At 44.7% G+C, this 12,027-nt stretch carries 9 protein-coding genes; all 9 read right to left on the minus strand.

Going from position 1 to position 12,027, the window contains the following annotated elements:
- Window positions 1–141: 141 nt before the first annotated feature.
- Window positions 142–1,017 carry an amidohydrolase family protein gene (locus CA598_RS24465; RefSeq protein WP_094878208.1) on the minus strand — a complete coding sequence of 292 codons (876 nt, stop codon included), beginning with the start codon at window positions 1,015–1,017 and terminating at the stop codon, window positions 142–144.
- The gene (locus CA598_RS24470; RefSeq protein ID WP_094878209.1) at window positions 1,004–4,180 is read right to left on the minus strand and encodes a GNAT family N-acetyltransferase; all 3,177 of its coding nucleotides are present in this window, start codon (window positions 4,178–4,180) and stop codon (window positions 1,004–1,006) included. Before CA598_RS24470 ends, CA598_RS24465 begins: the two co-directional genes overlap by 14 nt.
- A gap of 249 nt (window positions 4,181–4,429) precedes the next feature.
- A complete protein-coding gene (locus CA598_RS24475) occupies window positions 4,430–5,605 on the minus strand; it encodes an MFS transporter (protein WP_094869287.1) in 1,176 nt (391 codons plus the stop codon).
- Window positions 5,606–5,782: 177 nt separating this feature from the next.
- A complete protein-coding gene (locus CA598_RS24480) occupies window positions 5,783–6,802 on the minus strand; it encodes an LCP family protein (protein ID WP_094869286.1) in 1,020 nt (339 codons plus the stop codon).
- A gap of 30 nt (window positions 6,803–6,832) precedes the next feature.
- Complete coding sequence (locus CA598_RS24485) at window positions 6,833–7,954, minus strand: FtsW/RodA/SpoVE family cell cycle protein (RefSeq protein WP_094869285.1); 1,122 nt, start codon at window positions 7,952–7,954, stop codon at window positions 6,833–6,835.
- 128 nt (window positions 7,955–8,082) lie between these two features.
- Window positions 8,083–8,616: a hypothetical protein gene (locus tag CA598_RS24490; protein ID WP_094878210.1), complete on the minus strand. Its 534-nt coding sequence runs from the start codon at window positions 8,614–8,616 to the stop codon at window positions 8,083–8,085.
- 93 nt (window positions 8,617–8,709) lie between these two features.
- On the minus strand, window positions 8,710–10,092 hold the full coding sequence (locus tag CA598_RS24495; protein ID WP_094878211.1) for a sensor histidine kinase: 1,383 nt from the start codon (window positions 10,090–10,092) through the stop codon (window positions 8,710–8,712).
- Window positions 10,093–10,095: 3 nt separating this feature from the next.
- Window positions 10,096–10,800, minus strand: a complete 705-nt coding sequence (locus tag CA598_RS24500) for a response regulator transcription factor (RefSeq protein ID WP_094878212.1) — start codon at window positions 10,798–10,800, stop codon at window positions 10,096–10,098.
- A gap of 140 nt (window positions 10,801–10,940) precedes the next feature.
- Window positions 10,941–12,023, minus strand: a complete 1,083-nt coding sequence (locus CA598_RS24505) for a Gfo/Idh/MocA family protein (RefSeq protein ID WP_094869281.1) — start codon at window positions 12,021–12,023, stop codon at window positions 10,941–10,943.
- Between the last annotated feature and the right edge of the window lie 4 nt (window positions 12,024–12,027).

Raw genomic sequence — 12,027 nt, forward strand, 5'->3', positions numbered from 1 at the left:
AAAATCTGGAGAGCACAGCGATTGGAACAATGGTCCGCTCGCGGAGCGTCCACTCAAAAAGCCTAAGTATATCCTACGTAAAAAAAGGTTGACCCAAGCAGCCATTTCATGGCTTTTGGGTCAACCTCTTGTTCGTAATACTTAGAGCGCTGCAATCCGCTGCTGGATGCGTGGAAATAAGGAGAAGGCATTCTCGTAAAATACTTTTTCATGGTGCTGCTCAGGGACAAGCCGGCGGATAAATTCCGCATACAGGTCAATAGGAGCGAGTGGCCAATCCGTGCCGAACAACATTTTCTCATAGTGGTCGGAATACACCAGCGCCCGGCGAAAATGATCCATGAACAGAGGTTCATTCATGAACCGTTCAAAATGAGGCCGATCACCGACCACAAGACCGGACAAATCGGCATAGACGTTTGGATTTTTGGCCACCACTTCGGCGGCATCCATCACCCACGGATCGCCAAGATGGCAGATCATAAAATTCACATCACGTCGTTGAAACGCTAATTCGTCCACGGTAAGTGGATGTGCATACTTTAGCAATCCGTTCATCGAGTACGTATCACCGGTATGAATGACCACAGGCGTGCCATACTTTGCTGCCAGCTCATAGATCGGCGAATAGATTTTGTCATAAACGTAATGATGATAGTACCCGGCGTAGAGCTTAATACCAGCTACCTCGGGAGCTTGCAGCCGTGCCTCAATTCGATCCAGCTCCTCTAGTGCATCCTTTCCTCCAAGCATGTTCGGATTGATCCCCACGCATTCCATTAAGAAAGGCGGAACAGTGTCCTCCAAGTCAAGGCTCATCGGATTAGGGGAAGTCGAGTCAGGGAAAGCTCCCTTCGTCTGCTCCGTGACCCCCATTCCAATGCCGAGAATAACGTCGTTCTTATCAAACTCCGCTTTGAGCCCAGCAGCAGTGTAATCGACTTTAGAGAGATCCTGTGCTGTTTGATGAAAGCTGTCGATGTCCGACAGATGAATGTGAATATCAATGATCGGCATTTAAGATCTCCTTTTCGTCAGTAGGTCTAGCAAAGGTCAGCTTCAAAAGACTGCGGACATCCTCTGAATTCAGAGCGAGTTCTCCCATGATCAGGAAGGACGGCTGTGTCCAAACGGTTTCTCCATTTAGAAGCGGAAGATGATGATGCACCCCGTGATTAAATACTTTATTGTTCACATACGCCGAGGCACTCTGATTCGGATGACTGCTCACCATATGCAGCATATCCTTACGCGAAGTTGCACCAATTCGCAAGAGTCCCTTGACCTCAAGATAGGTTTCAACCGTGCCTAATAAGAACTTGCCCTCCTTGGAGAATTCCATCCATCCTTCGGCATAGACTGGTGAAGGTTTGATATAATTTTCCTCCGACAACGAATAATTCGGCAGGGTCATTCCGCTGTTATTGGTCACCGAATGCAACACACAGAGCACAGGGACACCTGGGAGCATAAGGTAATGCTGATTAACAATAATTCCTCGGTTCTTTTCCTGCTTCTCGATCGAAGTAGTGATACGTAATCCTTTCCATACATTGCTCTGAATATCCATTTTCTCGGTCCAAGCTGCGCTTCTTGGCTCCTCCAACCGACTAAATCCACCTATGCCTGAAATCCCCACACCGAGTCCACCGTGCCAAGGATTCCACCAGGAACGTGGTGCTGCTTCAGGATAGGAGCTATCCAGCCATTCTTCTCCATGGTGCTTCAGGGAATGCACAACACTGCCGAAATCAGGAGCAGCTGCAATAGAAAGAACTCCGTTGCTCACAGTGTAAATAGGCCCCGCTGGTCCCTCTTCTGTGCCACAGATAACAGCTGCTGTTTCCGTTTGAGGGAACCAGAGGCCTGTTCGCTCTTGAATACGATCCTCTCCACGATAGACGACTCGAACCTTCTGTCCTGATTGGCTGTGTTCTAAAGAAGATTCCACTTCCTCAGGTGAGAGCTCAAAGCCCGCGGAGTGCAGATTCTGCTCTCTTTGCAGCTCCATCTCAGCGACTTTCTGCTCCTCTCCTCTATCCGTTTGTACATACAGTTCGAGGCTTCCATTAAGCGAAGTCATCTTTCGTTCGATTAACTCCGCATGAAGCGCACCCGCCGCAAACGGATTTCCACCACCGAGTGTTAGTTCAAGATGATCATCCAACACTGGTGTGATCGGATCCACCTGCTTCCGTGCAAAGGTGCGGAAATCCGACCACTTCAGGAAGGTGTTTAAAGCGAACACCAGTGTCTTTGTTCGTACGACATCTCCAGCAGAGATTTGACCAAGTTTATGCTCCAGACCAAGTGGATACTCCGGACGAAGCAGCTTCAGCGAAGGATCCCAGCAAACGCCGCATGTGACATTTTCTTCCTTGCTAAACAACCAATTTTCCGTAATTTGAGCGCTGTCCCAATTACCCGGATCACCCGAATAAGAATCGCCCATGTCTACGTAATGACCCTGATAAGGCAGGATGAGCCGTTTGCCAAAAAATCCGAAATTGGTTAGCAGATACATATCCTCTTCCAACGTTTGGTTACTAGTATTGCATACCTCGCTATAAAACTCAGCGATTCCGTTTGCAAAGAGCTTAGCCACTCTTTTTATCTCCAGACCCGGGAATTCATCCGATTCATAAAGGGTCTCTAAAACTTGGCCCTCTCCTTCGGAATAGATCTTCACTTCTTTAGCCTGTTTCTTCGAGAATTCTTCGGCGAATGGTTTACCTAACTTCGGATGGGTCAGCCAGAAATTATGGCTCGAGCCGGGATATTCAATCCACATCCCATTATCGTTATTATTAAGATGTACGGAGTAGGCGCCGTTTACAGCCACCCACTGATCCCCGTTTTCCCCACCAAAGCGGCCATGTGTTCCTTTCATTAGCACAGATAATTGGCTGATGAAGGACACTGCCTTCTCTCCAGCCGGAACGGCCGTTACCTCAATATCCCGTGAATAAAGGCCATATGAATTTAGGGTAAAGGGCACCCGGATGGAAGCCTTACCTTTAGCTGGAACCGAGAAGCTCACTGCCCGATCCGCCCACGTCAAAAATTCTTCCTCTGGCAAATCAAAAGAAAATTCCGCTTCCGCTGCAAAATTATTCTCAACATTCAAATATATCTCAGCGGGAAGACCCGGATACAGCTCACGTGTTGGCAACTCCATCAGCATTTTCAGCGGGAATTTAGGAGTAACACCTATACGGAACTCAACGCGCTTGCCACCGATGATCCATTTGCTCATAACCACGGGGTGAGTCTTCTTGTCGTTTTGCTCTTCACGAATCGGATCAAGCTCGAACTCACCTTCTACAATAACTGTTTCTCCTGGCGCCAGTGTTGGTGCAGCAGACAAGGCAAAACGAATATTTTTGTCATTTTGGCCTTTGATCTCAATAGCCAGATCAGACGCCGAACGATTCTTGATGTGATAGCGAATCTTGTAGGTGGAACCGAATACAAGATCGTGATCGTCAATCTCCGTGGAGATTTCATAGTCAGGTGTATCAAGAGCCGTCAAGCCGCGACCGGTCTTCTCGAATTCTGTACGTAAGGAAAGTTCTCCCTTTTGCCAAGTGTAATCGAAGAAATCAAAACCACGCTCCCGGCGACCATCCGGCTGAATGGGCAGTTCACGGGTGCTATCTGCATACCAATCCAGCTGCTCAAAATAAGGAGCGAGTGCTTCCGTTTGCAGAACCGTCGGAATGAAGTTCATCAGATGGACGTAATCCTCATTTTTTTCCCAAAAGAATCCACATTTCTTATACATCGGTACGGCCTTCGTATTACCTGCCCAAGTAAACAGATCAAGTCGCGGCCAGCCCGCTTCAACTGTTCGGCGAACAGCGTTCAAAATCAGGTTACGACCTACCTTGTATCCGTGATAATCAGGTCGCACATTCAACAGCGGAACATACAAAGCTCCTTCGTCTTGACGGTAATGAGCAAAACTGCAGAAGCCGACCACTTCCTCACCATCAACGGCGAGAAACACATTCAGATTGGACGAGATTTCCATCTCGCGGCGCACGGTATCCTCTGTTCTCTGATTGGTGCCTCCTCCCCAGCTTTCGTTGCTACGGTTCCACATTTCTGCGACCGCCTTAGCGTAAGAAGGATCATATTCGATAATGCGGATTTGTTCCGCTGTAGTCTTTACAGTCATGCTCTCATCTCCTTATTCCTCAAATATGAGTATGTATTCGCAAAAAGTTATTCTAGATAACATCTCTACAACTTTATTCAAATAACTCCTACGAGTTCTTATTATACTATTAATTGGAAGGCAGTTACGAGGTAAAAAACTCTTTCTCCTTATTTTCTACATAAGCCGCTGCCAGAGAAAGCTGCAGAATAAAAAGCTGTCGAGACTCCCTCGACAGCTTCGAATCTACTCTAGGAGCAGCCATTCTATTTAACAACTCTCCACACGATCTGCTGATCTATTTTTCAAATTCGCGATACCTACAATACCAATCAACAGCACACAGAAAGAATAAGGAAGTGCCATATTAGCGGTGTATAAAGCTGTGCCTATAACTGGACCTATGAATGATCCGCCACCTTGTAGGGCCGCAATAAAGGAAGCAACGCTTCTTTGCTCATGGTCTTGAACCGCCATTGAAGCACCGGCACTGTAGCCAAGCAATGTAAAGCCGATGCCGATTCCCAAGAATGTAAAGTCCACATAAGCAAATCTGATAAACAATAACAAACCTAGCAGACCCAAAGCCACAAATAATAGCCCTACGAGCAGCACCTTTTTAGGATGCCATTTGAGATATTTGCTGATCACAATTTGTGAGAGCACCACCATTATTCCCGAGATAGCCAGACCCGTTCCAATTAACTGAGTGGCTTGCTGGGTACTGTATCCAAGGCTGTCTTGCACAAAAAATCCGATAGTAACCTGCACGATATTCAGCGCAAACGATAGCAAAAGTCCAATCCATAAATAGAGGCGTATCCGTCTGTCGTTGGGTGAAAGTGAAATCGCCTGCCGTTCAATCTCGATATTCTTTTCTTTAGGAATAAACACTAGAAACAAAATAGCTAAGGTGAATAATAATATCGCTGCGGCGTACATTGGCGAGGTGAGTCCCAGCGAAGCCATTCCTCCGCTCATTGCAGGTCCTACTACGAAGCCAAGTCCATTGGCTGCACCGAATAATGCCATTCCCTGAGTACGGGTCTCTTTTGTACTCCAGCCCATAACATAAGCCTGTGCTAATGCCGGAATACCTCCAAAGAAAAAGCCAGCGATTGCACGAAGGATAAAGAAACTCCAAAATAGGCTGGTTTTGCTCTCAGCATGTACTGCATAATCAGCCAGCAATGCAAAAATGACTAGTGTTGCCATATAGACGAACATAATCGAAGCGAGCAGCCATTTTCGGCTCATGAATGTTTGTTTTTCCCAGAAATATCCTCCGAGCAGCCAGCAAAGTCCCGCTACCGATACCAAACATCCTGATTGAAAATCACTAAGTCCCAAATTTCGGGCAAGCGGGCCAATAATCGGATTAAATGCGGCTATCGATATCATCCCTGTAAGTACGATAAGAAACATAATACTCAGTCTGTATTTCATGAAATCCCCTTCTCCTCTCAAGTAAACCAAAACCATATACGATTCATAATCGCTGTGTTCATCGTACTATGCCTGGAAGTCAGGCCTCTACCCGATGGCGGATTACTTTACTGGTTATCGGGATTATTAGTAGAACACAAAAAAACTGCTCCTAAGAGCAGTTTAAGTGATAACCTTTCAATCTACCGTCCCAATATTCTCCAAGTGCAATGAACTTTCGGAGCTAACGCCCGCTTCCGTACTCAGAGTAGTAAGTGCTTGTTTAAGATCCTCTTTATTCACATACACGTATGGACTCTTCCAAAGAGATTCCACATGTAAGGAATTGATATGATCTGGTTTGAGTTTAGGGAAGTTCAACAACCATTGCTGGAGATCTGCTTGTGGAATATCTGTCTTCACATTTTCACCGATGATGTCCAATACATTCCCCCATTGGGACACGCCTTGGAAATTCCCAAGCTTATCCAGAATCTGCTTAATTACTTGCTGCTGTCGATCATTGCGTTGAAAATCGGAGGATTCAGCCGTTCCTTGATTCGATTTGCGGTATCGCACAAAATCAAGCACATGTTTGCCATCCAGCTTCTGCAAGCCCTTCTTTAAGTCGATGTTCGTTCCATCTGCCGAATCGATATATTTCATATCCATATCGACATCAATGGTTAGCCCGCCAAGCAAGTCCACCGTCTCCTTCAGCACATCAAAATTCACTACGACCATGTGATCAATTGGCAGACCTAGTAAATTGCTGAAAAACTCTTTTGTATTAGGGATAGCTTCAGTTTTATCTTTTATGTAATGGTATGCATAATAATAATTAGCTTTTCGAGAGGGCAACGATTTAGGTTTTAGTAACAAATCCCTCGGTATAGATAAGAAACTCGTCGACTTCGTGTCAGGATTGAAGCTGACAAGCATTAACACATCGGTATTCATTACCCCACCACCACCGTCCCGACTATCTACCCCGGCAAGCAGAAAAATCATAGGTTCAACCGATACCGTCTCCTTTTTTTCCTCTAGGGCAGCGGTTGGCTGGACGTTGATTGGAGCAGCCATGCGCTCTATCGCGTTATCCGTTTTTTTGTATAAATACCCTGCATATACTCCAATTCCGATAATCGTTGCGCCTAAGACAAGTCCAATGCTCGTCAGAATTTTACGAGTTGTTGTCCATTTGCGTTTGTTAGTCATAATTCCCTCCACTCAGTTCCAGTAGCTTTTTCAAACCGTGCTTTCATCCTTATGGACTTTCACACTTAGCACTATGCCAATCGCAATCATATTAGTAAGTAACGAGCTACCTCCATAACTAATAAACGGCAAGGATATCCCCGTTAGGGGCAGCAATCCAAGATGCATTCCAAGGTTAACAGAAACTTGAAAGATAATCATGGCGATAAATCCGGTGACAACATATGCTCCTGCACGATCCCTGCTTTCTAGTGCGATAAAGATCATTCGATAGACGAGCAATAAATAAAGCATCAGCAGCACAGATGAACCTATAAAACCGTATTTTGCACCGATGACCACATAGATCGAATCGGAATACGCGTAAGGAATATATCCTTTTCGCAAAAAAATACCTTCACTACCCGATAATCCACCGGAGCCAATGGCAATCATTGCGTTTTTGACATGCCAAGATTTATCCGGATCACTCTGCGGGTCTAAAAAAGCCTGAATTCTTGACAATTGATGGGGCTCGACAATCTTGGATAATAAGTCGAAATTGGCATAGTAGAGCCATAGTATCGTGCCGATCGAAATAATCACCACACCGAGGATCAAAATCATATATAGAGCACGGATGTTACCAATCCAAAGCATACTAAGCAATATGCCAGCAAAAACGAGCGCTGTACCCAAATCGGGTTGATCCATGATCAAAATGAAAGGAATTAAAAAAATGAAACAAACCGGCACTAAATCTTGAAAAAAGCGAAGCTGCTGTCCTTCTCGTTTACCCAATAGATGAGCAATGAGCAATACCGTACATATTTTAGCCAGCTCGGAGGGCTGGAGCTGAAAGCTCCCAATACTTAACCAACGCACGGCACCATTGAGGTTTTCCCCAACCAGCTTAACTAGCACAAGTAGACCAATACCCACGCTATAAAAGAGATACGCTAACCAGCCTAATAGAATCTTATAATCTACCAATGCGATGAATAACATGGGTATGCAAAATAAAGCAAATAAATACAATGAACTGATGTAAAGTCCGTCTAACCGTGTATCCGTAGTCGCTCCATAAATAGCAACAGTACCAATACCAACTAGGCCTGTTACGAGAAAAAGTACGGATCTGTCCAGCTTTGCAATTTTGGTGGAGATAAACATGAAACAACCTCTATTTAATTTCTGTATTTTTCTTGTTGTAAAATGAGCATCATAAATAATCCGCCTGTGCACAAATACATCTTGCTTCAAGATGAAGCTGAAGTGCAGCGGATTATAAAGTGGAATGATTATCTCAGATCAAATTTGTCCTGATACGCCTTCTTCGATAACAGCTTTAATTTATCTTCACTCAGCGTGTAAATATCCAGTCCGTTCCCTGCCTCGCCCAATGACCAGCCCAGTGCGAGTTCGTTATGGCCATCATCATCGACATCATAGAATCCGGCATAATTCAGGCCATACCCAAACCCCTCAACCTCCGAAATCTTTTGCCACGCTTCATTTTCCTGCCTAAGCAGCATCGCTTTTATAGAAGAACCTTTGTTTTTGCTGTACTCATATACAACTACAGCTTCGTCAATACCGTCTCCATCCATATCCCCAAAGGAGATAGCATGATCCTCTTGTCCTTCCAACGGAGTTATCAATTGAGCTTTGTCGGGAAGCCATTTGATAAATTCCTGACTCGTTTTGTCTCGCTGCAGGCTTGCTTCTGATGATGGAGGCTTAATCAGCTCTCCTGGTGTTGCCGGCACTCCGCATCCTCCGAGCAAAATTAACGTTGTTAACATAGCACCTATTTTTATGAATTTGCTCGGCATTTGGATCATCGACTCCTCGCTTGTCCGCATATATAGTATTTTATCTGTGAAAGAGATGAAAGTGGTTATGAAATAGTTAAATTTGAGCTCTATTTATATCGGCAAGTCAAATTGGACAATCGTCCCCTTGCCTAAAGTACTGCTTATTCGTAGTTCCCCATGATGCAATGTAATGATCTGTTCCGAGATAGACAGACCCAAACCGCTGCCTGACGCCTGTTGGTCCGCTTTGTAGAATTTTCGCCGCACATTCTCTAAATCCGCTTCTGCGATGCCTGACCCAGTATCCTCAACTGTAATTACAACTTTCCCTGAAACCGTATGGGCAGTAATAAGAATTCGACCTGAGGAACTAGTGAATTTGAGCGAATTATCAATGAGATTAATCATGACTTGCTTCACACGATTCTCGTCAGCTTGAATGACAGGCAAATTCTCTTCTATTTTCACTTCGAGCAAGATGCCTTGTCGGGTTGCTCTAGGGGTGAGTTGTCTGCCAATATGCTGCAACAGCCCTGTTAGATCCACAGTTGTAAGGTGAATTGCGATTCTTCCGTTATCCAATTTGGAGAAATCGAGCAGTTCATCTACCATATGAGTTAACCTGTCACTCTCAGATTCAATGATATCTAGCCCATCATGAAATAGAGCCTGATTACTCTCCCCACCCGCCTTCAAGGTGATTACCCAGCCTTTGATCGAGGTCAATGGCGTACGCAGTTCATGGGATACGGATGCGATAAAATCATTCTTAAGCTGTTCACTGTTCGAGATTCGACTGGCCATCATATTTAATGTATCCGCCAAGGATCCAAGCTCGTCTTGATAGCGCTTTTGTACTCTTATGCTGAAATCTCCTTCGGACATTTGGTCTGCCGCCTGTTTCAGATCTTTAATGGATCTGGTTATGGTCCAAGATAGTAATAATCCAAGCAAGGTGACGATACCAATCACGAGCATACCTACCCCGATCAGCAAAACCGCAATTTGATTAACTGTATGTATCGTTTCCGTTAAAGAGGTAATAAACCTAACTTCCCCAATGATGTTATCTTTGGCTTGTAAAGGATAGGACACCGTAAAAATAGCTTCCTCGGTTACAGGGTCCTCACCCTTCCAACTGTTAGGCTGCCCTTTTATGGCTGCTTGTACATCCATGTTATCTGTCATCGCAAAATCGCCTTGGATTCCGTTCGAATCCTGCAAAAGCCGACCTTCAGCATTAATAATCTGTACCTGTGCATCGGAATGACTGGCAAAGCCCTTTAACAACCGATCCGATTGTGCCTCTAAATCCTCGTCGCTAAAATATTGCTGATAAAAAGAAGCCGACAGTTCCGCCTGATTCATCAGGGTTTGCTCTATATTATGAAAATAATAATAACGTACAGATAAATTAAGGATAATCTCAAGAATGAGCACCGTAAGACAGATCACTACAAAATAGCTTCCTACTAATCTTTTCTGAATACCCATTCTTCAACCATCCTTTCTAAAGCGGTATCCGAGCCCCCATACAGTCTCAATCCAATGCGGGTTAGAGGCGTCCTCTTCAATCTTCTCTCTTAGCTTACGCACGTGAACATCTACTGTCTTTGGATCGCCAATATAATCCTCACCCCAGACCAGGTTCATTAATTCATTCCTAGATAGTGCTGTATCCGGATGCTCTAGAAAGGTCTTCAGCAACTGGAATTCCTTCGGGGTTAATTCAATAATGTCATCGTGTTTAAACATCTTGTTCGAGTTCATATCCAGGCGAATCGGTCCGGCTTGAAGGATAGTTCTTTGCGGTTTTAGAGCTGTTTCTGTACGGCGCAATATCGCTTTAATCCGTGCCACCAGTTCTAATGGATTAAAAGGTTTCACAATGTAATCGTCGGCACCCATTTCAAGGCCATTGATTTTATCCAGATCTTGTCCTCGTGCTGTTAAAAAAATGATGATGACCCCAGGGTCCTGCTCTCTTACCTTCCGGCAAATCTCAAACCCATTCAAATCCGGCAGCATGATGTCCAGAACAATAACGTCTGACCGGTTCGCCTCAAAGCTCTGCAATGCTTCTTCTCCACAAGCAGCTTCACTAACCATAAACCCATTATTCGTTAAATTTATAGCTATAAACCGTCTAATATTATCGTCATCTTCCACAATAAGAACTTGATTTCGCTCTACCGTATTCATGCTCTTCACCCCTATAAACCAGTATTCAAACAAGCAAAAAAAACAAAAAAACTCTCCCGGTAAAGAGAGAGTCTTGTCTCAGATCCCTGTAATTAAATCACAAGTGGATATTACTCTATATCGCTATGCTTGTCAAAAATCTAATCCAAATACACAGCCTTACCCGTTTGTGCAGATTCATAAATCGCTTCTAATATTTGCGAAACAACATATGCCTGTTCAGGTGTTACAACCGGGTCTTTATCCTGTTCAATAGCTTCGATCCACTTTCTTAATTCGATGTCAGGTGCACTCTCTGCTTTTCCTTCATAGTAAGCAACGCCGCCTGCCCCAAGCTCAATTTTATTGGTGTACAGCTTGCTGAATTTCTCTCCATTAATTCTAAGTCCGTCCTTCATATCAGCGCCTGCTTCAGTTCCGCTTAAGCTGCACTTCGCTTCATGTACGTCCAATGAATTGAGTGCCCAGCTCGCTTCCAGCATAATTGTGGCGCCATTCTCCATTACGACCATCCCAAACGCTGAGTCCTCCACGGTGAACTTTTTAGGGTCCCAAGGTCCCCAAGCGTTGGCGGCCTCTTCTTTTTGCGAGAGTTCATGATATTTGGTGCCCAGCACGACTTTCGGTTTATAGTTATCCATCATCCACAGCGTTAGATCCAGCGCATGGGTTCCGATATCGATCAGAGGTCCTCCACCTTGCTTCTCTTCATCGAGAAATACGCCCCATGTCGGTACCGCTCTCCGTCTGATGGCATGTGCTTTTGCAAAATAGATATGACCAAGCTCCCCGGACTCACATGCTTTTTTCAAATATAAGCTGTCTTCTCTGTAGCGGTTGTCATATCCAATGGTTAACTTCTTGCCTGTACGTTTCGCTGCTTCCACCATTCGTTTGGCATCTGCTGCCGTTTTAGCCATTGGTTTTTCGCACATGACATGTTTTCCTGCTTCAAGGGCTGCAATTGAGATCTCTGCATGAGCGTCATTCGGCGTTAGCACGTGAATAATATCAATAGAATGATCTTTCAACAATTCAGTATATTCTGTATAGACTACAGCTTCAGAACTTCCGTATTTCTCCGCCGCTTCTTCCGCACGTTCTTTAATAATGTCACAGAAGGCAACGATCTCAACCTTACTTTGTCTGCTCAAACTTGGTAGATGCTTCCCGTTCGCAATTCCACCACACCCAATAATTCCTACGCGAAAAACTTTACTCATTTCA

Source organism: Paenibacillus sp. VTT E-133291 (assembly GCF_002264395.1).
In the GTDB taxonomy this organism is placed as follows: Bacteria; Bacillota; Bacilli; order Paenibacillales; family Paenibacillaceae; genus Paenibacillus_AQ; species Paenibacillus_AQ nitricinens.

Bases quoted from the DNA above. Each gene is read 5' to 3' on its own strand.
- CA598_RS24465 (WP_094878208.1), bottom strand. From the start codon at position 1,017: ATGCCGATCATTGATATTCACATTCATCTGTCGGACATCGACAGCTTT.
- CA598_RS24470 (WP_094878209.1), bottom strand. From the start codon at position 4,180: ATGACTGTAAAGACTACAGCGGAACAAATCCGCATTATCGAATATGAT.
- CA598_RS24475 (WP_094869287.1), bottom strand. From the start codon at position 5,605: ATGAAATACAGACTGAGTATTATGTTTCTTATCGTACTTACAGGGATG.
- CA598_RS24480 (WP_094869286.1), bottom strand. From the start codon at position 6,802: ATGACTAACAAACGCAAATGGACAACAACTCGTAAAATTCTGACGAGC.
- CA598_RS24485 (WP_094869285.1), bottom strand. From the start codon at position 7,954: ATGTTTATCTCCACCAAAATTGCAAAGCTGGACAGATCCGTACTTTTT.
- CA598_RS24490 (WP_094878210.1), bottom strand. From the start codon at position 8,616: ATGCCGAGCAAATTCATAAAAATAGGTGCTATGTTAACAACGTTAATT.
- CA598_RS24495 (WP_094878211.1), bottom strand. From the start codon at position 10,092: ATGGGTATTCAGAAAAGATTAGTAGGAAGCTATTTTGTAGTGATCTGT.
- CA598_RS24500 (WP_094878212.1), bottom strand. From the start codon at position 10,800: ATGAATACGGTAGAGCGAAATCAAGTTCTTATTGTGGAAGATGACGAT.
- CA598_RS24505 (WP_094869281.1), bottom strand. From the start codon at position 12,023: ATGAGTAAAGTTTTTCGCGTAGGAATTATTGGGTGTGGTGGAATTGCG.